This window comes from Franconibacter pulveris, from assembly GCF_056780215.1.
On record NZ_CM165555.1, the window covers coordinates 2776575 to 2800216 of the forward strand.

Below are 23642 nucleotides of genomic sequence, written 5' to 3' on the forward strand. Positions count from 1 at the left end.
GGCCAGAGCAGGATTACGCGTCGTTGCTCTTAAGCGAAGGCAGCTTGGAGACCAGACGCAGCGAAACGGTCAGCCCTTCCAGCTGATAGTGCGGACGCAGGAAGAACTTGGCGGCGTAGTAGCCCGGGTTGTCTTCTATCTCCTGCACCTGCACTTCCGCTGCGGCCAGCGGTTTGCGGGACTTGGTCTCCTGAGAGGAGTTCGCCGGGTCGCCGTCCACGTAGTTCATCACCCAGTCGTTCAGCCAGCGTTCCATCTCTTCGCGCTCGCGGAAGGAACCAATCTTGTCGCGAACGATGCACTTCAGGTAGTGCGCGAAGCGGCAGCAGGCGAACAGGTAGGGCAGACGCGCGGCCAGACGCGCGTTGGCGGTGGCGTCCGGGTCGTGGTATTCCGCCGGTTTTTGCAGCGACTGCGCGCCAATAAACGCGGCGAAGTCGGAGTTTTTGCGGTGGATCAGCGGCATAAAGCCGTTTTTCGCCAGTTCCGCTTCGCGACGGTCGCTGATGGCGATTTCGGTCGGGCACTTCATATCCACGCCGCCGTCGTCGCTCGGGAAGGTGTGACACGGCAGGTTTTCCACCGCCCCGCCCGATTCCACGCCGCGGATGGAGGTGCACCAGCCGTACTCTTTGAACGAGCGGTTGATGTTGGTCGCCATCGCATAGGCGGCGTTCGCCCAGGCGTAGTTGTTGTGGTTCGCACCGTCGGTCTCTTCTTCAAAATCGAAGCTGTCCACCGGGTTGGTGCGAATGCCGTACGGCAAACGGGAGAGGAAGCGCGGCATCACCATCCCCAGATAGCGCGCATCTTCCGACTCGCGCAGCGAACGCCAGGCGGCGTACTCGGTGTTCTGGAAAATCTTGGTGAGATCGCGCGGGTTCGCCAGCTCCTGCCAGGACTCCATCTGCATCACGCTCGGCGCGGTGCCGGTGATGAACGGGCAGTGCGCGGCGGCGCCGATGCGCGCCATCTCGCCTAAAAGCTCAACGTCCTGCGGGCTGTGGTCGAAGTAGTAATCGCCCACGATGCAGCCAAACGGCTCGCCGCCGAACTGGCCATACTCTTGCTCGTAAATCTTTTTGAAGATAGGGCTCTGGTCCCAGCCCACCCCTTTGTAACGCTTGAGGGTGCGGCCCAGCTCCTGCTTGGAGATGCTCATAAAGCGGATTTTCAGCATCTCGTCGGTTTCAGTGTTATTCACCAGATAGCTCAGGCCGCGCCAGGCGCTCTCCAGCTTCTGAAACTCGTCATGGTGAATAATCTGGTTCACCTGCTGCGAAAGCTGCTCGTCGATGCCGGCGATCAGGTTCTGAATGGTGCGGTAGGTGTCGTTAGAAAAGGTAACGGTGTTCTCCAGCGCCTGCTGCGCCAGGGTTTTAACCGCGCTTTCCACGGCGGAACGCGCCTGGTCGGTTTTCGGGCGGAACTCTTTATTCAACAGCGCGCTGAACTCATCCTGGCTGAACGCCTGTCCCGCCTGCTGCTCATGTTGTTGAGTCGGGTTGCTCATGATTACTCCTCGCTACCTTTTTCGCTCTCTTCGTTTTTCGGCATCTGGCTCAGGGATTTGAGCAGCGTCGGGTCCTGCAGAATTTTGGCGATAAGCTCTTCCGCGCCGTTTTTGCCGTCCATGTAGGTCAGCAGGTTAGAGAGCTGGGTGCGCGCCTCCAGCAGCTTGTTAAGCGGCTCGACCTTGCGCGCCACGGCGTCCGGCAGGAAATCTTCCATGCTTTCAAAGGTCAGGTCGACGTTCAGTTTGCCTTCGCCGGTCAGGGTGTTGTCCACATGGAACGCCACGCGCGGCTTCAACGCCTTCATGCGCTCATCGAAGTTATCGATGTCGATTTCCATGAATTTGCGCTCGTCGACCGCAGGCAGGTTCTCCACCGGTTTGCCGACCAGGTCCGCCATAACCCCCATCACAAACGGCAGCTGGATTTTGCGCTCCGCACCGTAAATTTCTACGTCGTATTCGATCTGTACGCGGGGCGCACGGTTACGTGCGATGAATTTCTGCCCACTGTTACTCATTGCCATGATGTTCTCCATCAAAGATGCGCGGTGAAGGTGTGTCGCCAGACGCGATGCCCGGCGTCGTAATAAGAGACGCGTCAGTCGCGGCGTCCAAAAATGTTTTCCAGCTGGTGCACGCCATCCGGTGCCAGGTCCCGGATGATGTCCATAAAGTTGAGCTCGATAAGCCGCTGCACCCGCTCAATCATCAGCGGCGCAGGGTGGCTCGGCTCGTACTGCGCGAAATAGTGCTTGGCTTTCTCCAGCATCAGCTGCGCGTCGGCGCGGCTGGTGACCTGCACGCTGCGCCAGTCCGCAACAAACGGCGCGGCTTGCGCGGCGACAGGCGTGGAGCCGTCCGCCTCGCCGACGTCCGCCGCTTCACGGCCCGCCAGCAGCGAGCCGATGTCGGTGGCCTGACAGGCGCTGGCGACAAGCCCGACGGTTTTTTGCAGCTGTTCCATCTCCGGTACGCCGCTTTCCCCCAGATAGCCGGTCAGCAGTTCGCGGATGGTTTGCAGGCGCTCGTTTATCTGCACGACCGCCTGGATGCCGGGCTGGTCGCCGCGCGCCAGCTCATCAAGCAGACGCGGACGGCCGCCGGGATAGTCCGGGCACTCCGTCTTACTGCCGTCCAGCAGCGCCTGGGCGTCGCGCAGCGAGATCTCATCGCCGTTTGAGCGCAGGAGCGAAGCGCTGCGCACGGCGCTGGTCAGCTCCGATTTATCGCCGAGCCCCGCCAGCGCGTTGATGCGGTAGAACGGGTCGGTTTCGCCGTACTCCTCCAGCAGCGGATAGAGCGGCTCCCAGTAAAGGGAGATAGCCTGCTGCACCAGCAGCAGCCCGTCGGCATAGCCCACAAGGCCGCGACGGCGGGTCCAGGCGTGGGTCAGCGCCAGCATAACGCGCAGATCTTTGGTGCGCCCAAGCAGGCTGACGGCGAGCTTTTCCACCGTGGTCCAGTCCGCCGGTTCCGCCGGAATAATGGTGTCGCCGAACTGCTGCTCGGCCTTGCCCTGGCTCGCCTGCTCCATCGCCTGGTAGTCGGCGTCGTACTCCAGGTTTTCGCCGCACGGTTTTTCCGGGCTTATCGGGGCGAGAAAGTCATCAATGCTCATCAGATACCTGCTTACTCAAACATGGGCGGATAGAGGCCATGGCGTCCGGGGCGGGCGCCGCCTGCCGGGTCGAACAGCAGCGTAAAGAGCTGCCCGGTGAAGTTGCCGCTGTGTACGTGGGTGTAAAGCGGGTAGCCGTCGCAGCGGTTGGTCCACCAGAAGCTGGTCTGACGCTGCGGGTCGAAGCACTCCGCCGCCTGCGGCCAGCCCAGGGTGCAGGTCTCCTCCCCTTCATAACCAATCACGTCGAGGATGTCGGAGCGCTTTTCCGGTTCGGCGGGCTGCGGCTTAGGGATAGCCATCAGCGTCTGGTCGAGCTGCTCGGCGGAGTAGCTGTTGCGCACGGCATGCAGCAGCACGCGGCCAAGCTGCTGATACCAGCTTTCCGCCTGGGCCAGCAGTCGCGGCGACCACTCTGTCGGGCTAAAGGCTATCTGGGCGCAGACGGGATACTGGCGGCCTACGCTGTCGCGTCCCGGCAGCAGGCAGCCCATCTGCACCATCTGGCTGCCGAGCATCGGCGGCACGACAAAGTTCCAGACCGGCGCGCTGCCGAACTGGCGCTCGCCGAAGCGCTGCTCTTCCTGAAGCCATGCGTGCAGGCCCACCTGAAACCAGTGCGACCACTGACGCTGGAGCGAGTCGGGAAAGCGACGCTGTAAGAAGTCGCCGGCACTGGGTAACTTTCCGTACCAGCTGTACCAGTTCATCGCAGGAGAATTCGTCATACGGCTGTCCTTGCGGTTAGGGGCATGAAAAACGGGGGAGCTGGAACGGGTTGCGAATGCTGTTGGGCGCAAACTCCAGCGTGACCTGATGGCCATCAACGGTAAACGTGGCCTGGCGGCTCAGGCTGCCACTCCCCGGGCTGATGCGCGCCTTGTCGAAAAAGCGGTTCAGCGCCCAGGCGCCGTTAGTCACCAGCGTCGAGGTGCTGCCGTTGGTCAGTCCCAGCTGCATGCGCACCTGATTGGTGCCGCCCGGCCCCGGCCAGTTCATGATCTGCACCGCCTGCGGGCCATGGCTGTAGCGCAACAGCTGGCCGTCCACATCCAGCGTCAGGTTAAGAATGGTGTTATCCATCCGCACGGTGCGCACCGTAACCTTATAAGAAGGCGTGGTGGCGCCGTTGGCGAAGAAGGCGTCGCGGACAGATTGCGCCTGCTGGAAAGGACGCAGCAGCCCTTCGCTGCCCGGCAGCGTTTTGCCGTCAATGCCCGGCATAAAGCGCCAGTTCGCCTGGGTGGTGTCCACTTTGTTGGTCAGGTTGTCGCGAAAAAACGTGTCCATCAGCCCGGTGCCCGGCGCGAACATGCGCGCCAGGTCATCCGGCGTCACTTCGCTGCTGGCGCTGCGCACCAGCGGGTAGCGTCCGGCGATGGCCTGACGGCAGAAGCCGCCCACTTCAACGTTGATGCGCTTGCGCACGTTTTCGAGATCCCGGCGCTGCGTATCGCTGCTCGCGCCCACCGCCATGTTGCTGAACATGGTTTGCAAACCGCCCGGCAGACGGCCCGCGCTCGCCTGCAAACGGCTGATAGCTTCGCCGCCCGGCGCGGGCATGCCGCTGTTCGCCGCGTCCTGCACGGCGGTCAGGTAGCGGTAGAGTTCGTCAACCTGCTTAAGAAAGTCGTCAAAAACGATAGTTTTGCCGCCCTTCTCCAGCGGCTGCGCCAGCTCAATCATCGGCGCGTAGTGGTCAGTCACCAGTTGTTCCGGCGTCTGCGTCATTACCGCGCCCTGGGTCGGCGCTTTATCGCGGTCGCTAAACAGCGCTTCCAGCGTGCGGGTGGCGCGGTTGCTCTGCTCGCTGGCCTGCTGGGCATTTTCCGGCGACGGCGTGTCTCGCGAGAGCGTCAGCACCTGGCTTAAGTTCAGCACCAGCCGGCGCAGCGGCGAGTTGTTGCCGGAAAGCAGCCGCGCCGTGTTGATGCGCTGGGAGAGATCGGCACTGTTGTTGAGCTGGATATCGGCGAGATAGCTGTCCCAGTTGGCGATAAAGTCGCGCATATAGAGCTGGCGCACAGCGTTATCGGTCTGCTGTTTATCTTCCTGCGCCGTCGCGCCGCCCAACACCCAGGCGTCATCTTCATGCAGCGCGGTGGTCACGCTATCTATCTGGCCGTTGAAGCTTTTCCAGTAACCGTCCGGGGTATAAAGCCCCGGCACCCCTTCGCTCACCGGCTTGCCGCTTTTGCGGGAGAAAACCAGTTCGCTCTGCGGCCCGCCAAGGGCGGCCAGCGAAACCGGCTTGAGGTTTTCGTCATGCTCAAGCAACCGTTTCAGGCGGCCGTAGACGCGGGCGGAAAGCGGCTGACGGTTGATAAGCGCCTGCTCGCGGGCTATCAGCGCCTCGTCTTTCGCATAAGGCGAAGACTGGATCTGCGGCTCCAGCAGCTGCGTCAGGTGCCACTCAAGCTCGCGCAGCTGCGCCTGCGTGACGTTCTGCGGCAGGTTGCGCTCCAGGTTCAGCATTACCCACGAATGCAGGAATTTCCCGTCGTAGTGCTTCGGCTGATAAAGCATCTGGTAGGCTTTCAGCGCTTCGTAGCTGTACTCCACGTCGCTGCCGTTGTCGTTGCGAAGCCAGGTGGTGATATGCATGGCGACGGCAGGCAGCAGCATCTGGTCCAGCGCTTTTTGATAGAGCGACTGCGACGCGTCGCTGACGTCATAACCGCGGTAAAGCCCCATGCGGCGAGTGACCGGCGGGTCGTTAACGTCGAACTCCTTGCTTTTCGGCAAGTCCATCAGGCCATTGAGCAGCGGCAGTAGCGCAAACAGGTCGCGCTGCTGGAGGTTTTGCAGCGCTTTGCTCTGCTGCTCCACCTGCGGCACTTTCGCCTGCACCTCTTCCAGATAGGCTTTATTTTTACCGTAGCTGGTAAGCCACAGGGCGCCGAGGATCACCAGCAACGCCAGCAGCGCCGCATAGCCGGACCAGATAACCGCGCGGTTGCGCAGCTCCCACCAGCGGTTCTCCCCGGCGATGCCCGCTTCCTGGAAAATAACGTTTTGCAGCAGGTTTTTAATGAAGAAGCTCTGCCCCTTCGCCCCCGGGATGGGCGCTTCTTTGCTTACCGAGTCCCAGTTGTCGCCCGCGCTGCCTTCCGGCAGCGAAAGCGCGCGGTTAAGCTCGCCCATCACCCGGTCGAACGGCATCCCTTCCTGCGTGCCGCTCGCGAAGTAAATGCCGCGCGGCGAAAACTCGGTTTCAAAGTTGGAGCGGGCGAACACCGTGCTCAGGTAGTCCGCCAGCAGCGGACGCAGCGCGGCGAACTCCTGCGGGAAGAGGTACGCTTCGGCGCGGGTTTTGGCGTCGTGCTCTTTGAGCATGGTTTCCGGCAGGCCGGCGTCGAGGCGCTGTTGCAGCAGGGAGAACTCCTGCGCGAAGCTGCCCAGCAGGTCGAAATCGGCCTGTTTCGTCTGCTCCCAGGGGAACGTGAAGCCCCAGATCTGGTCGCGCTGCGCCTTGTCGAAATCGGCAAACCAGGCGCGAAAGCCCTTAAGCAGGTCAACCTTGGTCACCATCACATAGACCGGAAAACGGATGCCCAGCTGTTCATGCAGCTCCGAAAGGCGCTGGCGCAGGTTCACCGCCTGCTGGCGCGACGCCTCGGCGGACTGCGTGAGCAGGTCTGAAATGCTGATGGTGATAATGACGCCGTTAACAGGCTGGCGGCGGCGATATTTGCGCAGCAGTTCAATGAACTTCAGCCATTCGCCCGCATCCTGCGCCTGCTCGCTCTCCTGCGTGGTATAGCGGCCCGCGGTATCCAGCAGCACCGCTTCGTTGGTAAACCACCAGTCGCAGTTACGGGTGCCGCCAATGCCGCGCAGCGCCGTTTTGCCAAAGCGATCCGCCAGCGGGAATTGCAGCCCGGAGTTGGCGAGCGCGGTGGTTTTCCCGGAGCCCGGCGCGCCGATAATCACATACCACGGCAGCTGATAGAGATACTGGGTGCCGAAGCGCTGCGTCCACTGCGCGCCGCGGTTGCCCGCCTTGCTGAAGTGCGCTTTTTTCAGCATTTGCGCCGCTTCGTCAAAACGGCTGGCGAGGACCTGGTCTTCGCTGTTCAGGCGGTTTTGCGGGTCCACCGCCTGCGGCTCGGTGGTGTTCTCTTTAAGCTTGTCCATCAGCTTGCGGTTGAGCCAGGCGTTATAAAGCCGCGGCACAATGTGGCTCTGGGCCCAGATAAAGTAGACCACCACAATGCTGATGATGCGGTTCTGCTCCGATTCCAGCGGCCGGGTATCGACGATGGAGAGCAGCGGACCAATCATCCAGATCACCGCCGACAGCGCCGTGACGCCGAGGAACCCCCACAGCAGGCGATTGGTAAGAATGGAAAGAAGTGTAGTCAGCATCCTTAGTTTCCTTGCGGCAATCCGTTCAGCTCAGCCCGGGTGTTTTCAGGCGACACCAGCAGCGTAATTTCCACACGGCGGTTGCGGGCGCGGTTTTCCGGGGTGTTATTCGGCGCCACCGGGTTCATCTCTCCCCGCCCTTCCGCTTTCACGCGTTCAGGTTGCGAGAGACTTTCCTGCAGCTGTTTTTGCACCGAGCGGGCGCGCTCCAGCGAAAGTTCATAGTTAGACGCGAAGCGCGCGCTGCGAATCGGCACGTTGTCGCTGTAGCCCACCACCAGGATCTTGCCGCTGACGTTGTTCATCGCCTGGGCGATGCGGTCGATAACCGGATCGTAGCGGTCTCGCACCACGGTCGAGGCGGAAGCGAACAGCCCGTCGCCTTTGAGGATAACCACGCTGCGGTCGGCCTCATCTTTCACCGCCACCAGTCCCGCGTCGATTTCCGGACGCAGGAAGCCGCGCAGGTTCAGCACCGCAGGCAGACGCTGCGCCGGTTGCTGAATAGTCGCTTCCGGCAGCGGCGTCTGGTAAATCTTCGCCAGCACCGGGTTGGTGACGTCGCCGAGCCGCCAGTTGAGAATGATGTAGAACAGGCAGCCGATGAAACCCGCGAGCGCCACGCAGGCCCAGAGCGGCACCATCGGACGCCACAGTTTACGCAGTACCGGCTGGTCTTCCGGGTGCGGCGAAAGCGGCGGCGGGTAACTGCCGCGCACGCCGCGGATCATCTGCCATAACCGCTGCTTGATGGTCTCCAGCTGGGTGCGGCCGTTGTCCAGCACCCGGTAGCGCCCTTCAAAACCGAGCAGCAGGCAGTAGTTGATCATCTCCAGCAGCAGAATGTGCTCGCGCGGGTTTTGCGACAGGCGCGCCAGCAGTTGGAAGAACTTCTCGCCGCCCCAGGTTTCGTTATGGAAGGTCACCAGCAGCCCGCTGCCGGACCAGACGCCGCTGCTTCCCCACGGCGTGAGCGCGGCGGCTTCGTCAAGCGCCGTACAGAGACAGTAACGGGCGCCGACAATCACTTCATAAGGCAGCCCCGCCTGCTGGCAGCGCACCTCGAAGCGACGGATCTCATCAATTAAACGCTGGCGCAGCCCCGCCTGGTCGTCATGAGAGACGGAATGGCGGATTTGCGGGATGGCGTTAAGCAGCGGATTGGCGGCCGCCACCAGGGGGTTATTGCCACTCGCTCCGGTAAACGCGGCATCGCTGCCGGAGGCCTGTCGTTCCTGCATAATAAGCGCTCGCTTGATTATTCTGTCGGGCTACGGATGGCCCAAAACTCCATATCCAGGCCCGGGAATTCGCCCGCCAGATGCAGGGCGAACGCGCCGGACTTATCCATTTCACCCCACAGCTCGCCGCCCTTTTCCAGCTCGAAGTAGCTGTAACCGGCGTGCCAGGGGATTTGCGGCGGCGCGACCGGCATGGCGCGCAGCACAATGCCCGGCAGCTGCAGCTGGACCAGATCGCGGATCTTAGAGACGGGCGCCACTTTCATCTGCGCCGGGAAATGGGTTTGCAGATGCTCGCCCGGCACGTTGGCTTTCACCGCCAGCACAAAGCCAAATTCGCGCACCATGCTGATTTCCGGGACGGTGGCGATGTTGAGTCCATGAGAGCGTTCGTTGAGCGGCAGCTGGATGGCGTGGTCTTCCATCACCAGCGACAGCCCCTGGCGCAGCAGCAGCATCAGTTTGCTAAAGCAGCCCGCGAGGTCGTCATGGTCATAAACCGGCAGTACGTTTTCCGCGGCGCGCTGGGCAGTCCAGGTGGCAAGCTCCGTGGCGAAAGGCAGCCAGCTGCGCCAGAGCGTCTCCGGATGAATAAGAGGCAGCGTTTTAATGTGCGAGACGTCGCCAAGGTGGCGGTTCACCAGCGCCAGCAGCGTAAACTCAATCAGCTCGGAGGTATTGAAGCGGCCCGGCTGGCGCAGGCGGCCGCCAATCTGCTGGCTGCGCTGCACCAGCAGACCGTGCAGGTCGTTAATCATGCTGTAGATTAGCTGGCTGTTGTTGGCGTTGAGCATCGGCGGAATGTAGCTGTTATCCAGCCGCACGTGGTTGTCGTTGCGCTTCTCAACGACAACCGCGACGCCGATGGCGGTCCACTCCGCCGTGAGATCTTTTTCCAGCATCAGTTGCAGGCGCAGACGGCCAAACTGCACCGTCGCTTCGCCAACCGACATCGCATTGTCGTCTTCCACTTCCTCTTCGAAAGTCACAAAGCGCGCCAGCGACGCCTTCTCTTCGCTAAAGACCACCTCTTCGCGCCCGCCACGGCGGACCGGCAGCGCCAGCACCACTTTTTCCCCGGAAAGGTTATCGGGGATGTGCAGCGGCGGCGGGCCGTTGCGACCGTCGCGGAAATGGAAAAAGGTGCCGTCAGGCAGAAGCCCGCTGGCGTAGCTCAGCGCCACGCAGCCCTGGCGCAGCATCGCCTCGTCCAGCTCCAGATCGAGAAAACCCCACAGGTAGGGGCGTTGCAACGAACCCCATTCGCGGATGTTGCTTTGCAGGTAGCTTTCCGCACGCTGAAAATGGTGCGGGCGCAGGAACATGCCTTCGGTCCACACGACCTTTTCTGCTTTCGTCATGATGTTGTGTTTTCCTGTAAGGAAACGCGTTACTGGCTAATGACGCGGATCCCGTTTACGTCAAGAAAGAGACTGGCCTGCAGCTCGTCTGCGGACCATTTCCAGAACTGGTAGAGATGACTTTCGCCCGGTACAGGCAGAGGAAGAGAAATGCGCCACTTTTTGCCGTCCAGCGCCTGGTACTCCGCCATCACGCCGATGTAGCGCGCTTCCGGCGAGCTTTGTCCGCTCAGCGTTTTCGAAAGCTGCCCTGGCATGAGGAAGAACACGTCGCTGTTCAGCAGATTCGCGCCAAGCACGCCTGACGCGTTGTTCTGCAGGGAGTAGAAATCGGCGGACATAAAATCCGCGTCAGATTTCAGCAGCAGGACCCTGACTTTAAGCGGCGCAGAGTCGTTGATTTGCGGATGAGCCTGGAACTGAAGAGTGTAGCGGGAGGGCTCGCTGTGTGAAGACGATGCGCAACCACTGACCAACGTGAAAATCAAAATACCAAACGCCAGGCAGACCCGGCCAAAAAAGTTTTTATTATGCATAGGGATTCGCTCGCAGAAGCGGGATTAATCCAGAATCCAGGTACCGTTGTTGCTGTCTTTGCAGGCTTTACCGCTGCCGTCGACGTTCACGCAGGTCGCTTTTTTACGCGCTTTCGGGCGAATGGCTTGCTTGCGGACCGTCGCGTCATACTGGTCGGCTTTCACCACGGCGCGCATCGGCACATAGCCAATCAGCTCGTCTTTGCCTTCGTCAGCCAGCGCCATCCAGAAGTGCTCAACCTGCCCTAACACTTCATAGGTTTTACCGGTTTCGAGAGTGCGAATGACTTTACCGCCAAAATCCGGACGGCTCATCAGCGAGGCCGGGTACAGCGCGCGGTAAGAGACGTTTACCGGGGTAAATTCCGCAGGCGGAGAGACCGCATAGCGGTGGGTCAACGTAACGCCATTGACCTGGCTTGTGACAATCGTGTCATCTGTTAATGCCGGTTTCTGCGGCGCTTTACAACCTACAACAGCAAAGACAAACAAAACAGAAAGGAGCGTTCGCATTTTCATATGCTTTTCCGTAGCAATATTCTTGATGATGGTTGATGAGGAGGTGAAATTTGACTTAAGTGCTATTATTAAAGAAAGATGAATTTTTTAATTCCGCTTTCCTGTGCAAAGAGCATAGCTACCGCACGAGCCTTGCGAATAAGGCCCAGCCGTAACCTGACATTTTTTGACAAACCGGAAAGAATTCTACAGCACCTTTTCTTCAATTCAATATTTACCCTTTTCGTTCGGCTGTTTTTAACGCGGGCTAAAGCATTATAGGACTAATCTTAGATTCATTTTTTTAAAGCGCCACAACATTGCACACCTGTTTTATTAAGCGAACCCGTTAATAGATCAACTCATTGATATATATAGCTTTTAATGAAATGGTAATTTAACGCCCTAACGGATTGTCATTATGATGACCACTACCATAATTAGTAGCTAAAGGGCTTTAAAACCCTTAAGAATATATTTATAAGATTGAATAATTGCATTTTAAAAGTATGTTTCAAAAGGTGTCATTGACGGCGCTATGGCGCGAAAACGTAAACCGAACGGCATTGAGCAATAATATCGCCGGAAAAAATAACGCCCGGTTACTTATAAAGGCGCAGAAAAAAGCCCTCATTGCTTGTGTATTTTCTCAATGAATAATTTTAGCCGGGCTAAACTTCATTAAATCTCGCTGCCGATATACGAGACGCTGGAAGAGAAAATATATTCTTAATGGCATCAGCCCTCTCTTCCAGAGACCAGTCGCGACGCGGCTGTTTTCAGCGTTAGCCGTGAGTCCGGCAAACCTCCCCTGATAAAAACGCAAACCATACCGCTGTAAATACCTGTCTATAAAAACGACAAGCCGCTTTTTCTGCTTATTTGTATTTAAGCCCCACTAAACTAACGAGGCGGGGCTTACGCGTGATCGCCTGCCGGCGCAAAGCGCAGGTTTATATTTGGTTTACGCCTGCGGGCCTGAGCGCTTTACTTACAGACTGCCAGCAAAGCGAGCCAGATCCCGGTTGAACCGCGCGGGCTCTTCGAGAAACGGCGCGTGCCCGGAATGCGCATAAAGGCGCGACTGAATGCGCGGATTGACGCTCGCCGCCCGCTCAAGCGAGGCTTGTGGGCGCACCAGCGCATCGTGCTCGCCATAAATAAACAGCAGCGGCACGCGAACCTGTTTCAGTCCCTGCTCCAGCGGCACGCTCAGGGAGGGCACCGCCCGCTGCATCGGCCAGGCGGCTAACGCGGCGTTCGCCAGCAGGCGCTCAAACGTTGCCGCATCCGGCTGGCGCCAGAAGCACAGACGCAGAAAAGCGCGTTCGCCATCCAGGTGGGTTTTTAAATCCCCGGCGGTCATATCCCGATAGACTTCCGGGTGCGAAGGGATTAGCGCGGGCGTTAACGCCACTACCCCATCGACATAAAGCGCGCCGCGTATTTCGGCATCGCCATGCAGGGCAAGATAATTCGTGATGACCGCGCCGCCCAACGACCAGCCTACCAGCAGCGGTTTGCGGGCGCGGCTGGCGTCGATCACTGCCGCCAGGTCCTCCCCCCACCGTTTACCGTCCCGGTAGGCCGCTTCCTGATCCGGTTTATCCGAAAGCCCATGGCCGCGCAGATCATAGGTGATAAGACGAAAGCGCTGGAGCTGCGGGTCGTTAAGCTGTTGCTCCCAGTTCAGGCGGCTGCCGAGCAGGCCGTGAATAAAAATTATCGGCTTTCCCTGCGGGTCGCCGTGCTCCTGCACCGCCAGGCGGACGCCATCCGGCGCCGTTACGGTGTAGTGCTTTTCCGCCGCCAGAACCGATACGCTAACCAGCATCAGCAATAAAGAAAGTAACAGGTGACGATAAACAGATAACGTCATAAAGATCTCCTCGGGTTTATGCTTCAGGGGTATCCTGAACCCTGACACTAATGTCAGAGTCAAGCGCACCATAAGGAGCGGAGATTACGTTATCTATCGGCGAGCTTGCGAAGGCGACGGGCGTTAGCGTCCGGGCGATCCGTCATTACGATCGGCACGGGCTGGTGAGCGCCACGCGCGGCTGCAACGGCTATCGCTATTTTCCCGAGCAGGCGGTGACGCAGGTCAGGCAAATTCAGCGGCTGATCGCCATGGGATTCAGCATTGAAGAGATACGTGGCTTTCCGGACTGCATGCGCCTGATTGAGGGCGCCGCTTTTTGCCCGGAAACCCAGCCGGTACAGTACCAGCGTCTCGCCGCCATTGAGCGGCAAATTGCGGAGCTGGAACGGCGGCGGACGCGGCTGCTTAAGACCCTTTCACAGGGCGTGGAGAAATAGCCCGCGCTGACCCGCGCGGCTTTGCCAGCGGGGCGTTGGTTAGCGAGGGTTGACGAGCAGGCCGCTCGCGAGATGTTGAAACGCCTCGGTCGCTTTGGCGAGGGTCGCTTGCGGCGTCTCGCTTGCGGCGACCCAGAGCGCCGCGTTAAACGCGGCGCCATTGAGCAGGCGCGCCGCCGCCTCCACGTCGACCGGCTTAACTATCCCCCGCGCTATCAACGCGGTTACCGCCTGGCGCGTGGCCTCAAGGCAGGCGTTCTGGCTCGGCCAGCGCGAAGGGTCGCCAAGAAAAGCGGGGCCGTCGAGCAGGACAATGCGCTGCACCTCCGGCTCAAGCGCCATTTCAATGTAAGCGACGCCTTCCGCCAGCAGCTTGCTCCAGTCATCTTTTTGCCCATTCGCCCGGCTTCTGGCTCGCTGCGCAATCTCTTCATCCACCTGAGCGACCACCGCCGCCAGCAGCCCCTTTTTATCGCCAAAATTGGGATAGAGCGCGCCACGGGTCAGCCCGACGCTTGCAGTCAGCTCATCCATTGAGGCGGCGGCAAAGCCTTTTTCCGCGAACGCCTTGCGCGCTGCGGCAATCAGCTTGCCCCGGTTCTCTTCCATCGTTTCCGCACGACGTTTCGCCGCCATCGTCTCTCTCCTTTTTCACATACGCGTCGTATTTCATTTGACATACGCGCCGTATGTGTAATGATTTTCACATACGCAGAGTATATGAAAATCGCTCTGCCGTCGTACAGTCCAGACGTTTAACTCCGCTCAACAAGAGGTGCAGCATGATCCCACGTGAACCCATTTTTCCCGCCGACCGCCACGCCCTTTATGAGCAGCATGGCTATTCCGCCGCTATCCGCTCCGGCGATTTGCTGTTTGTATCAGGCCAGGTGGGCAGCCGCCCGGACGGCACGCCGGAACCCGATTTCGCCGCGCAGGTCAGGCTCGCGTTTAATAATCTGCGGGCCACGCTTGCCGCGGCGGGCTGCACCTTGGACGACCTTATCGACGTCACCACCTTTCATACCGACCCGGAAAAACAGTTCGACACCATCATGGCAGTGAAGCAAGAGATGTTCCCCGCCGCGCCCTACCCAAACTGGACCGCTGTGGGCGTGAACTGGCTCGCCGGGTTTGATTTTGAAATTAAGGTTATCGCCCGCATCCCGTAAAATGCGAGCCTGTCCGCTTGACTTATTCTGTAAGCGGCGTACTTTTCAGGCCATGAAAACCTTTCTGATTATTGTTCCCGACGGCGGCATGCTGTTCGAAGCCGCCGGTATCGCCGATATCCTGATGCAGGCCAATCGCCATCATGCGGAGAATAGCGCGCAGCCGCGCTACCGGATTAGCATGGCCACCACGCAGCCTCATCAGGTTATTCACGGCCAGTCCGGGCTGAACCTGCTGGCGGATCACCGCCTGGCGGAGCTTGACCCGCGCGTTGCTTACGACACCATTATGATAACCGGCCGCGGCCTGAGCGAAGAAGAAGGCGGCGCGGTGGTGGACTGGGTGCGCCTTGCCGCGCCGCATGCGCGCCGGGTGGTTTCCGTCTGCGGCGGCGCGCTGCTGCTGGCGCAAACCGGCCTGCTTGACGGACGGCGCGCCACCACCCACTGGCGGCTGCTGGAAACCCTGCAGAAGCAATTTCCGCAGGTGAAAGTGGAAGGCGGCCCGCTTTATATCCAGGATGGCCCGGTCTGGACCTCCGGCGGCGTGACGTCCGGCTTTGACTTAACGCTGGCGCTGGTGGAAGAGGATTACGGTTTTACCCTCGCCCGCGACGTGGCGCAGGACCTGGTGATGTACCTGCGCCGCCCCGGCGGCCAGTTGCAGTTCTCCCGTTATCAACTCAAGCCCGCCAACAGCAACGGCCCGATAAGCGAGCTGCAAAACTGGATTCTGGACAACCTCACAGAAGATTTATCGGTGGAGAAACTGGCCGAACGGGTGGCGATGAGCCCGCGTAACTTTACTCGCGTCTTTACCCGGGAAACCGGTGCGCCTCCGGCGCGCTACGTGGCGGAAGCGCGGCTCGCCGCCGCCCGTCACCGCCTGGAGCAGACCCAGGAAACGCTGGAGCGCATCGCGGCGGTTACCGGCTTTGGCAACAGCATTAACCTGCGCCGTCTCTTCGAGCGCCAGCTTCATCTCACCCCCGGCGAGTACCGCCAGCGCTTCCATTGCAGCAAAATGGCGTAAAGTGATCCTTTTTTGTCATTTACGCCATAACGGCGTCGGCCTACCCTGAACCCAGACATCCCAGAGAAGGAGTTAATCATGGTTAAGGTCGGTATTAACGGTTTTGGCAGGATTGGACGCAACGTTCTGCGCGCGGCGCTGGGCAATGCGGATATTCAGATCGTGGCGATTAACGATCTCACCGACAGCAAAACGCTCGCGCATCTGCTCAAATATGACTCTTTGCTCGGCACGCTGCCTGTTGCGGTGGAAGCAGGCGAAGGCGAGCTGCGCGTGGATGGCAGACCGGTGCGCGTTTTCAGCGAACGCGACCCGGCGCAGATCCCCTGGCGCGACGCGGGCGTCGAGATTGTGATTGAAGCGACCGGCTTCTTTACCGATCGCGAAAAAGCCGCCGTGCACATCAGCAGCGGCGGCGCGAAGCGGGTGATTATCTCCGCGCCGGGCAAAAATGACGACCTTACCATTGTGATGGGCGTTAACGACCGGCAGTACGACCCCGAGCGTCACTTCGTGGTCAGCAACGGCAGTTGCACCACCAACGGCCTGGCGCCGGCGGCCCAGGTGCTGCACCAGAGCTTCGGCATCGAACACGGCCTGATGAACACCACCCACGCCTACACCAACAGCCAGGCGCTGCACGATCAGCCGGAGAAAGATCTGCGCGGCGCACGCGCGGCGGCGTTGTCGATTGTGCCTTACTCCAGCGGCGCGGCGAAGGCGCTCGGCAAGGTTATCCCCGAGCTGGATGGACGCCTGACGGGCTATTCGCTGCGCGTGCCGGTGCCGGTAGTGTCGATTGTCGACCTGACGGTCACGCTCAAGCGCGACGTCACCGTTGAGGAGGTCAATGCCGCGTTCCGCCAGGCCGCAGAAGCGGGCCCGCTAAAAAATATTCTTGGCTACAGCGACGAGCCGCTGGTTTCCAGCGACTACCGGGGCGACCCGCGTTCGTCGATCATCGACGGGCTTTCCACGCTGGTGATTGGCGGCAACCTGGTCAAGATCCTCGCCTGGTATGACAACGAATGGGGTTTCTCAAACCGGCTGGTGGATCTGACGCGGCTGATGGCGCAGCGCGGACTCTGAGCGTTCACGTAATGCAAAGCCGCGGCCCGAGGGCTGCGGCTTTTTTTTCAGGTTCAGCATTCAGCCGGTTATCAGAATGGCCCGGATATCGTTAACGTTAGTGAGCGTCGGCCCGGTTTTCACCAGATCGTCGAGTGCGGCGAAAAAGGAGTAGCTGTCGTGCGCGGCAAGGCTCTCCCGGGCATTCAGCCCGCCTGCCTGCGCCCGCGTTAAGGTCGCGGGCGTGATAATCGCGCCCGCCGCGTCTTCCGTTCCGTCGATGCCGTCGCTGTCGCCCGCAATCGCCCAGATGCCCTCCTCCCCCGCCAGCGAACAGGCAAGAGAAAGCAAAAACTCGGTGTTGCGCCCGCCCCGTCCTGCGGCCTGCGCGCCAATCGTCACTGTGGTTTCCCCGCCGCTTAGCAGCACCGCGGGCGGTTTCACCGGGTGGCCGTGATGCTTCACCGAGCGGGCGATCCCGGCCAGCATGACGCCAAGCTGCGCGCTCTCGCCCTCCAGCGCGTCCCCCAGGATGAGCGGCGTAAAGCCAAGCTGGCGCGCCATCTCCGCCGCGGCGTGCAGGGCGCCGGAAGGGGTGGCGATAAGCCGCACGTCCGGCGTAATCTCCCCGGCCAGAACCGGTTCGCGCGGCGTTTGCAGCACCGCCATGACGTGCGGCGGCAGGGTAATCCGGTAACGGGCGAGGATCTCCAGCGCGTCGCTCAGGCGGCTGCTGTCGGCGACGGTAGGACCCGACGCGATAGCCTGCGGATCGTCCCCCGGCACGTCGCTGATAATAAACGTCACCACTTTAGCTGGCAGTGCCGCCTGCGCCAGCCGTCCGCCTTTGATATCGGAGAGGTGCTTGCGCACGGTATTCATCTCGCCAATGGTGGCGCCGCTTTTTAGCAGCGCCTTGTTGACCGCCTGTTTATCCGCAAGCGTTATCCCTTTGCGCGGCAGCGCCAGCAGCGCCGAGCCGCCGCCGGAGATAAGCGCGATGACGCAATCCTCCGGCTGCAGGTTTTTGACCTGCTCCAGGATCAGGAGCGAGGCGACTTCGCTCATGGCGTCCGAGACCGGGTGCGCCGCCTCCACGATGCGGATCTTATCCGTAGGCACGGCGTGCCCGTAGCGGGTGACCACCACGCCGCTCATCGCGACATCCGGCCAGGCCTTTTCCAGCGCGGCCGCCATCGCCGCGCTCGCCTTCCCGGCGCCGACCACCACGCAGCGTCCGCGGGGTTTTGGCGGCAGCTGGTTTATCAGCACGGCATGCGGGTCCGCGCTTTTCACCGCAGCGCTAAAGATTTCGTGCAGCGCCCCTCGCAGGGCGCTCTCCTGATGCCTGTTCATCGCGTCTCCTTATCCCAGGATGGCTTTCACCACCGCCCCGGTGACTTCCCGGGTGGTGGCTTTGCCGCCGACGTCCGGCGTCATGATGCCCGCCGCGCAGACCTCCTCTACCGCCGTCATCAGCGTCGCCGCCGCCTGCGCCTCGCCCAGGTGTTCGAGCATCTGCGCCGCCGTCCAGAAGCTGGCGACCGGGTTGGCGATCCCTTTGCCGGTGATGTCGAACGCGGAGCCGTGGATCGGTTCAAACATTGAGGGGAAGCGGCGTTCCGGGTCGATATTCGCCGTCGGCGCCACGCCCAGGCTACCCGCCAGCGCGCCGGCGAGGTCGGAGAGAATGTCGGCATGCAGGTTGGTGGCGACAATGGTGTCCAGCGACTCCGGGTGGAGCGTCATGCGCACCGTCATCGCGTCCACCAGCATTTTGTCCCATTTTACCTCCGGGAACTCCTTCGCGACTTCCGCGGCTATCTCATCCCACATCACCATGCCGTGGCGCTGGGCGTTGGACTTGGTTACCACCGTCAGCAGTTTGCGCGGGCGCGACTGCGCAAGCTTAAAGGCGTAGCGCATAATGCGGGTTACGCCGGTGCGGGTAAAAATCGCCACTTCGGTCCCCACCTCTTCCGGCAGCCCTTTATGCGCCCGCCCGCCGTGGCCGGAGTATTCCCCTTCGGAGTTTTCACGCACGATAACCCAGTCCAGCGTGCCGGGAACGGCCTTGCGCAGCGGCGACTGGATGCCGGGCAGAATGCGGGTCGGGCGCACGTTGGCGTACTGGTCGAATCCCTGGCAGATGGGCAGGCGCAGCCCCCAGAGGGTGATGTGGTCCGGCACATCCGGCGCGCCCACCGCGCCAAAGTAGATAGCGTCGAAATCCTTAAGCTGCGCGAGTCCATCTTCCGGCATCATCACGCCATGCGCCTTGTAGTAATCAGACCCCCATTCGAAGGTGTGTACGTCAAATTCAATGTCACCCTGGCGTTTCGCCAGCGCGTGCAGAACCTCAACGCCTGCAGAGATAACTTCCGGCCCGATGCCGTCGGCAGGGATAGCGGCGATAGCATACTTTTTCATGTGAGTTCCTTAATTAATGCGTTTTAGGGTGTGTGATGACGCTGTCCGGCGCGGGCGTTTGCCTGCGGGCCATGGACGACAGCAAGAAGACGATAAAGGAAGAGAGCACCAGCAGACCGGCGACGAACCAGAGCCCGCCGGTAAAGCTGCCGGTCTGCTCTTTGATAAGGCCAATCATGAACGGGCCAACAAAGCCGCCGAGGTTGCCCAGCGAGTTAATGGTGGCGATGCCCGCCGCCGCCGCGGAGCCTGAGAGAAACAGCGTCGGCATGCTCCAGAGCGGCGGTTTGGAGGCGCTGATGCCGCAGTTAACCAGCGTCAGCGCGAGAATGACCGTCACCACCGTCGCGGCGCCGCCCGCAAAAAGCAGCCCAACGGCGGCCAGCAAACAGGCGGCGATAACGTGCCAGGGGCGCTCATTGCGCTTATCGGAGTGACGCGCCCACAGCACCATGGCCGCCACCGCAACGACGGCCGGCACCGCATTGAGCAGCCCGATGGTCATCGAAGAGAGACCCAGCGTTTTGATTATCTGCGGCGACCAGATGCCGAGGGTGTAAAGCCCGGCGGACGTGCCGAAATAGACCAGCGAAAGCGCCAGCACGCGCTTATCGAACAACCCCTGCCAGGCGCTGTGCTGCGCGGTAGCCTGCTTGCGGGACTGCTCGGCGGCAAGGGTGGTCACCAGCCATTCCCGCTCATCCTCTTTCAGCCAGCGCGCTTTTTCCGGGCGATCCGTCAGCCAGAAAAGCACCATCACGCCGCATACCACGGCGGGCACCGCCTCCAGCACAAACATCCATTGCCAGCCCGCGAAGCCAAGCAGACCGTGCATTTCCAGTAATGCGGCGGAGATGGGCGAGCCGAGCGCGGTGGAGATCGGCGCCGCCGCCATAAAGATGGCCGTGACCTGCGCGCGCTTTTGCATCGGGAACCAGTAGCTTAAGTAAAGGATGATGCCGGGGAAAAAGCCCGCCTCCGCCACGCCAAGCAAAAAGCGCAGCGTATAAAAGCTGGTGGTGCCCTGAACAAACGCCATGGCGCCTGACACCAACCCCCAGGTAATCATCACCCGCGCTATCCAGATACGCGCGCCGACTTTATGCAGAATCAGGTTTGAAGGGACTTCAAAAAGAAAATAGCCGAGAAAGAAAATGCCCGCCCCCAGGCCGAAGACGGTGGGGGAAAAGCCTAATTCTTCATTCATGGTCAGCGCCGCAAAACCAATATTGACGCGATCGAGGAAGGCGATGAAATACAACAGCATGATGAAGGGTACGATGCGCAACGTTATTTTGCGCATTACCCGGTTTTCGAGTTCGCAGGTCATGTGAGGTCATCCTCTGTCATTATTTTGTAGGGTCTGCAGCAGATGGCTGCTTTACCCAGTATGCAGAGATTTCTTGCACGATCATGCGCATGGGTTTATACAAAAAATTAATATAATCCGCCGGACGATAATCATGGAGCTGCACCAGCTGCGCTGTTTTCTCGCCGTCGCCGAAACGCTGCATTTTGGCCAGGCGGCGCAACGCCTCGATATGCTGCCTTCCGCGCTGGGAAGGAATATTCGCCTTTTAGAAGAATCACTTGGCACCCGGCTTTTTACCCGTTCGACCCGCCGCGTGGCGCTAACGGAAAACGGCGTCCTGCTGCGCGAGGAGGCGCGAAAGCTGCTGGCGCATGCCGATGCGCTGATGTTGCAATTTCGTCAACATTCGCAGCGCACCCGCTCCCTGTTGCGCATCGGCACTATCGACAGCGCGGCGGTAGGGTTACTGCCGCCGCTGCTGCAATTTTTCCGCCTGAAATACCCCGACACCGAAATTCAAATCTATGAAGATAAGACGGTTAATTTGCTGCCGAAAATCGTCAGCGGGCGGCTGGATCTGGCTTTTGTCAGGCCGCCGGAAGGGATGGATCCGTTAATTGCCCAGCGCTTTCTCTGTTTTGAACCAAGCGTGCTGGCCATTCCTGAAAGCCACCCTTTCGCCTCAAAAGAAAATATTACTGTCGCGCAATTAGCCGAGATGCCGATGATAGTGCCGGAGCGTCGCTCCCGTCCCCACAGCTACGATATGACCATGAAGCTGTTTAATGAGGCGGGAATAGAGGCGACCATTTCGCAAATCGCTAACGAAAAGCAGACCATCATTAATCTCGTGGCCGCTGGCATGGGGCTTGCGATTGTGCCGCTCTGGATAAGCCGTTTCGCCGTAAGCGGCGTTAAGTTTCTGCCGCTGGACGCGCAGGTAAACCGGGGGTTGCCGCTCTCCGTGGTCTGGCTTAAAGACCGGCAGGATGACATTCGTGAAAAGATGCTGGAGATTATCGTCGGGCACGGGGAGCTTTACCGCTGACGGCGCTCAACGTCAATCAAAACGCTGTTCAGGGCCGCCAGCAGGAATATCCCCCTGAGGCCCGGTTTGCAAAGTCTGCTTATGACTGTGCATCTATACTACCCAGGACCCACTTATTGACTCACGCAGAGGTGATGATGTCGCGAATTTTTATTACCGGTTCGGCAGATGGTCTGGGGTACGCGGCGGCGGAGAATCTGCTTGCCGACGGGCATGAGGTGGTGGCGCACGTACGCAGCCCGCAACGCCTTGAGGCGGTAAAACCGCTTATCGACCAGGGCGCGCAGGTGGTGGTGGGCGATCTCGCCAATCTGAACGCGACGCAGGATGTCGCCGCGCAGGTGAATAAGCTTGGCCAGATGGATGTGGTGATTCATAACGCGGGCGTTTATTCAGGAGCGTCAGTGGTGCCGGTAAACGTCGTGGCGCCTTATGTGTTGACCTCACTGATAGCGAAACCCGCCCGCCTGATTTATCTCAGCAGCGGCATGCATCTGAACGGCCAGCCGCGCCTTGAGGGTGTGGACTGGTCGGGCGCACGCGAATCCGCCTCCTATTCCGACAGCAAGCTTTTTATCACAACGCTTACGATGGCCCTTGCCCGGCGCTGGCCGGACGTTCTCTGCAACGCCGTCGACCCGGGCTGGGTGCCGACAAAAATGGGCGGCGCGGACGCGCCCGGCGACTTACGGCTGGGGCACCTGACGCAGGAATGGCTGGCGGTAAGCGATGACAGCGAAGCGCAAACCAGCGGCGGCTACTGGCATCATCAGAAGCGGCGTACGCCCCACGCGGCGACGCGCGACGAGGCGTTTCAGAACGCGTTGCTCGAAAGCCTGGCGCGGACGACGGGCATTACGCTGCCGCCGCGCTGAGAAGCGGCCCCCCGCGCCGGGAAACAAACCGGCACGTCTTACTGCTTAACGATGCGGCTGCGCGTTTCCCCGCCCGGCTGTTTCGCCGCTCCGCGCTCTTCAGACGGGTTTATCAGCAACGCGTCGGCGATGACGCTATACAGCCTATTGGCGAGCGCGGGCTGGAGCGTTAACGCACTAGCGGGCAGACCGCGTGACGGTCGAGCGCACTTTCCCACATGAAGAGGTTAACAACGCGCATGCGCGCGGCTGAAGGGTTTATCCAGGGAAAAAGGATGCACACAGCGCGGTAAGCGGCGGTGACTCCCCTTGCGAAATAAAAAAGGATGCCCGGGCATCCTTTTTTCATCTGCGTTACCGCTATGTGCCGTGAAAGGCGACCGTATAGCCCTGCTCGCGCCAGTGCGCAAGCTGCTCTTGCTGCCGGCGGGAGGGCGCTTTGCCGGTCCACAAAAAGAGTTGCTGGCCGGGGAAAAGCTCCGGGCGCGGCGCATCCAGCGGTTCCGCCAGCACGTCGATGTGCCAGCCCTGCTGAGAAAGTCGCCAGGCTTCCAGCCAGAGTCGGGTGCGGTCCTCGCAATCCCAGCCAATCAGCAACGCTTCTTTACCGGTTTTTTTGCGCGCCTCGGTCAGACAAGAGGCGGCATAGTCAATCAGCACGCCGTCCAGCATGCTGCACATGGTGCGGGCGGTATTTTGATCGAGGCTAAGCCGCTGGCGTACGGGCACAAAAATATGATCGATAAGCGCATCCGCAGCGTGCTCGCGCCCCAGCGCCATAATCGCGGCGCGCAGCCTGGCCGGGCGTACATGGCGCAGCACCGCCATCATCTCCTCCTGGAGCGATGACCAGTCGTCATTGACCACCAGCTTGTTCTCTTCCAGCAGCGCCCGCACTTTGCCGACGGGCACGCCGCTCTCTACCCAGCGTTTGATCTCTTCGATCCGCTGAATATCGGCCTCATCAAACTGACGATGTCCGCCTTCGCTACGCTGTGGTTTTAACAATCCATAACGACGCTGCCATGCGCGCAGCGTGACTGGATTTATTCCGCATCGTTCGGCGACTTCGCCAATACTGTAAAAGGCCATTGACTCACTCATAATCAAACCTGATACGTCCATGTCTCAACCTAACCAATCCGACCATCTTGTACAAATATTTTTTTCTTGTACAACGGAAAAAGGGGCTTCACAGGCCGTTTCTGGCAGGGACAACAATAAAAAACAGCAGTGCTGATTTAAAT

The 23642-nt window shown here is 60.3% G+C and carries 21 protein-coding genes; 6 read left to right on the forward strand and 15 right to left on the reverse strand.

Annotated features, from left to right (window positions below; translation table 11 throughout):
- Positions 1-13 precede the first annotated feature (13 nt).
- The 10 genes from tssC to ACU4F7_RS13120 form a co-directional block, all read right to left on the reverse strand.
- Positions 14-1513 (reverse strand): type VI secretion system contractile sheath large subunit, encoded by a 1500-nt coding sequence (tssC, locus tag ACU4F7_RS13075; RefSeq protein ID WP_024559630.1) that lies wholly within the window; start codon positions 1511-1513, stop codon positions 14-16.
- Between the two features lie 2 nt (positions 1514-1515).
- Positions 1516-2040, reverse strand: a complete 525-nt coding sequence (gene tssB, locus ACU4F7_RS13080) for a type VI secretion system contractile sheath small subunit (protein ID WP_024557977.1) — start codon at positions 2038-2040, stop codon at positions 1516-1518.
- 74 nt (positions 2041-2114) lie between these two features.
- On the reverse strand, positions 2115-3134 hold the full coding sequence (gene tssA, locus ACU4F7_RS13085; protein ID WP_029591755.1) for a type VI secretion system protein TssA: 1020 nt from the start codon (positions 3132-3134) through the stop codon (positions 2115-2117).
- Between the two features lie 11 nt (positions 3135-3145).
- On the reverse strand, positions 3146-3862 hold the full coding sequence (tagF, locus tag ACU4F7_RS13090) for a type VI secretion system-associated protein TagF (RefSeq protein ID WP_024557975.1): 717 nt from the start codon (positions 3860-3862) through the stop codon (positions 3146-3148).
- A 16-nt stretch (positions 3863-3878) separates the two neighbouring features.
- Entirely contained in the window at positions 3879-7502 is a 3624-nt protein-coding gene (tssM, locus tag ACU4F7_RS13095) for a type VI secretion system membrane subunit TssM (protein WP_481637096.1), read from the reverse strand.
- A gap of 2 nt (positions 7503-7504) precedes the next feature.
- A complete protein-coding gene (locus ACU4F7_RS13100; RefSeq protein ID WP_029591758.1) occupies positions 7505-8743 on the reverse strand; it encodes a DotU family type VI secretion system protein in 1239 nt (412 codons plus the stop codon).
- Positions 8744-8760: 17 nt separating this feature from the next.
- Positions 8761-10104, reverse strand: coding sequence for a type VI secretion system baseplate subunit TssK (gene tssK, locus ACU4F7_RS13105; RefSeq protein WP_029591759.1), 1344 nt, complete (start codon positions 10102-10104; stop codon positions 8761-8763).
- A 29-nt stretch (positions 10105-10133) separates the two neighbouring features.
- Entirely contained in the window at positions 10134-10640 is a 507-nt protein-coding gene (tssJ, locus tag ACU4F7_RS13110) for a type VI secretion system lipoprotein TssJ (protein WP_024557971.1), read from the reverse strand.
- Positions 10641-10664: 24 nt separating this feature from the next.
- Complete coding sequence (locus ACU4F7_RS13115; protein ID WP_029591760.1) at positions 10665-11159, reverse strand: hypothetical protein; 495 nt, start codon at positions 11157-11159, stop codon at positions 10665-10667.
- A 970-nt stretch (positions 11160-12129) separates the two neighbouring features.
- Entirely contained in the window at positions 12130-13017 is an 888-nt protein-coding gene (locus ACU4F7_RS13120; RefSeq protein WP_481637097.1) for an alpha/beta fold hydrolase, read from the reverse strand.
- 83 nt (positions 13018-13100) lie between these two features.
- Here ACU4F7_RS13120 and ACU4F7_RS13125 point away from each other — a divergent pair, with 83 nt between their 5' ends.
- Positions 13101-13457 (forward strand): MerR family transcriptional regulator, encoded by a 357-nt coding sequence (locus ACU4F7_RS13125; protein WP_481638732.1) that lies wholly within the window; start codon positions 13101-13103, stop codon positions 13455-13457.
- Positions 13458-13496: 39 nt separating this feature from the next.
- Here the strand turns inward: ACU4F7_RS13125 and ACU4F7_RS13130 are convergent, their stop codons facing one another.
- The gene (locus ACU4F7_RS13130; RefSeq protein WP_029591761.1) at positions 13497-14093 is read right to left on the reverse strand and encodes a TetR/AcrR family transcriptional regulator; all 597 of its coding nucleotides are present in this window, start codon (positions 14091-14093) and stop codon (positions 13497-13499) included.
- A 146-nt stretch (positions 14094-14239) separates the two neighbouring features.
- Between ACU4F7_RS13130 and ACU4F7_RS13135 the strand changes: the two genes are divergently transcribed.
- From ACU4F7_RS13135 to gap, 3 genes are all read left to right on the forward strand, one after another.
- Positions 14240-14629, forward strand: a complete 390-nt coding sequence (locus tag ACU4F7_RS13135; RefSeq protein ID WP_024557966.1) for a RidA family protein — start codon at positions 14240-14242, stop codon at positions 14627-14629.
- 52 nt (positions 14630-14681) lie between these two features.
- Entirely contained in the window at positions 14682-15662 is a 981-nt protein-coding gene (locus ACU4F7_RS13140; RefSeq protein WP_029591762.1) for a GlxA family transcriptional regulator, read from the forward strand.
- A 78-nt stretch (positions 15663-15740) separates the two neighbouring features.
- Entirely contained in the window at positions 15741-16751 is a 1011-nt protein-coding gene (gene gap / locus ACU4F7_RS13145) for a type I glyceraldehyde-3-phosphate dehydrogenase (protein WP_481637098.1), read from the forward strand.
- Between the two features lie 60 nt (positions 16752-16811).
- On the opposite strand, the gene ACU4F7_RS13150 is transcribed toward gap, so the two are convergent.
- The 3 genes from ACU4F7_RS13150 to ACU4F7_RS13160 are packed head-to-tail and all read right to left on the reverse strand — an operon-like array spanning position 16812 to position 20490.
- Entirely contained in the window at positions 16812-18086 is a 1275-nt protein-coding gene (locus ACU4F7_RS13150; protein WP_481637099.1) for a glycerate kinase type-2 family protein, read from the reverse strand.
- Between the two features lie 9 nt (positions 18087-18095).
- Positions 18096-19160, reverse strand: a complete 1065-nt coding sequence (locus tag ACU4F7_RS13155) for a tartrate dehydrogenase (protein WP_035888097.1) — start codon at positions 19158-19160, stop codon at positions 18096-18098.
- Positions 19161-19173: 13 nt separating this feature from the next.
- The gene (locus ACU4F7_RS13160) at positions 19174-20490 is read right to left on the reverse strand and encodes an MFS transporter (protein WP_029591764.1); all 1317 of its coding nucleotides are present in this window, start codon (positions 20488-20490) and stop codon (positions 19174-19176) included.
- Positions 20491-20623: 133 nt separating this feature from the next.
- On the opposite strand from ACU4F7_RS13160, the gene ACU4F7_RS13165 reads away from it, so the two are divergent.
- Both ACU4F7_RS13165 and ACU4F7_RS13170 read left to right on the forward strand, forming a co-directional pair.
- A complete protein-coding gene (locus tag ACU4F7_RS13165; RefSeq protein WP_481637100.1) occupies positions 20624-21520 on the forward strand; it encodes a LysR family transcriptional regulator in 897 nt (298 codons plus the stop codon).
- A 116-nt stretch (positions 21521-21636) separates the two neighbouring features.
- The gene (locus ACU4F7_RS13170; protein ID WP_481637101.1) at positions 21637-22395 is read left to right on the forward strand and encodes an SDR family NAD(P)-dependent oxidoreductase; all 759 of its coding nucleotides are present in this window, start codon (positions 21637-21639) and stop codon (positions 22393-22395) included.
- A gap of 360 nt (positions 22396-22755) precedes the next feature.
- On the opposite strand, the gene ACU4F7_RS13175 is transcribed toward ACU4F7_RS13170, so the two are convergent.
- Complete coding sequence (locus tag ACU4F7_RS13175) at positions 22756-23487, reverse strand: MerR family transcriptional regulator (RefSeq protein ID WP_481638733.1); 732 nt, start codon at positions 23485-23487, stop codon at positions 22756-22758.
- Between the last annotated feature and the right edge of the window lie 155 nt (positions 23488-23642).

Excerpts from the sequence above, each read along its gene's own strand:
- ACU4F7_RS13115 (WP_029591760.1), bottom strand. The coding sequence starts at position 11,159 with ATGAAAATGCGAACGCTCCTTTCTGTTTTGTTTGTCTTTGCTGTTGTA.
- tagF (WP_024557975.1), bottom strand. The coding sequence starts at position 3,862 with ATGACGAATTCTCCTGCGATGAACTGGTACAGCTGGTACGGAAAGTTA.
- ACU4F7_RS13140 (WP_029591762.1), top strand. The coding sequence starts at position 14,682 with ATGAAAACCTTTCTGATTATTGTTCCCGACGGCGGCATGCTGTTCGAA.
- ACU4F7_RS13150 (WP_481637099.1), bottom strand. The coding sequence starts at position 18,086 with ATGAACAGGCATCAGGAGAGCGCCCTGCGAGGGGCGCTGCACGAAATC.
- ACU4F7_RS13130 (WP_029591761.1), bottom strand. The coding sequence starts at position 14,093 with ATGGCGGCGAAACGTCGTGCGGAAACGATGGAAGAGAACCGGGGCAAG.
- ACU4F7_RS13165 (WP_481637100.1), top strand. The coding sequence starts at position 20,624 with ATGGAGCTGCACCAGCTGCGCTGTTTTCTCGCCGTCGCCGAAACGCTG.
- tssK (WP_029591759.1), bottom strand. The coding sequence starts at position 10,104 with ATGACGAAAGCAGAAAAGGTCGTGTGGACCGAAGGCATGTTCCTGCGC.
- ACU4F7_RS13160 (WP_029591764.1), bottom strand. The coding sequence starts at position 20,490 with ATGACCTGCGAACTCGAAAACCGGGTAATGCGCAAAATAACGTTGCGC.
- ACU4F7_RS13135 (WP_024557966.1), top strand. The coding sequence starts at position 14,240 with ATGATCCCACGTGAACCCATTTTTCCCGCCGACCGCCACGCCCTTTAT.
- ACU4F7_RS13155 (WP_035888097.1), bottom strand. The coding sequence starts at position 19,160 with ATGAAAAAGTATGCTATCGCCGCTATCCCTGCCGACGGCATCGGGCCG.
- ACU4F7_RS13120 (WP_481637097.1), bottom strand. The coding sequence starts at position 13,017 with ATGACGTTATCTGTTTATCGTCACCTGTTACTTTCTTTATTGCTGATG.
- ACU4F7_RS13175 (WP_481638733.1), bottom strand. The coding sequence starts at position 23,487 with ATGGCCTTTTACAGTATTGGCGAAGTCGCCGAACGATGCGGAATAAAT.
- tssB (WP_024557977.1), bottom strand. The coding sequence starts at position 2,040 with ATGGCAATGAGTAACAGTGGGCAGAAATTCATCGCACGTAACCGTGCG.
- tssM (WP_481637096.1), bottom strand. The coding sequence starts at position 7,502 with ATGCTGACTACACTTCTTTCCATTCTTACCAATCGCCTGCTGTGGGGG.
- tssJ (WP_024557971.1), bottom strand. The coding sequence starts at position 10,640 with ATGCATAATAAAAACTTTTTTGGCCGGGTCTGCCTGGCGTTTGGTATT.
- ACU4F7_RS13100 (WP_029591758.1), bottom strand. The coding sequence starts at position 8,743 with ATGCAGGAACGACAGGCCTCCGGCAGCGATGCCGCGTTTACCGGAGCG.
- tssC (WP_024559630.1), bottom strand. The coding sequence starts at position 1,513 with ATGAGCAACCCGACTCAACAACATGAGCAGCAGGCGGGACAGGCGTTC.
- tssA (WP_029591755.1), bottom strand. The coding sequence starts at position 3,134 with ATGAGCATTGATGACTTTCTCGCCCCGATAAGCCCGGAAAAACCGTGC.
- gap (WP_481637098.1), top strand. The coding sequence starts at position 15,741 with ATGGTTAAGGTCGGTATTAACGGTTTTGGCAGGATTGGACGCAACGTT.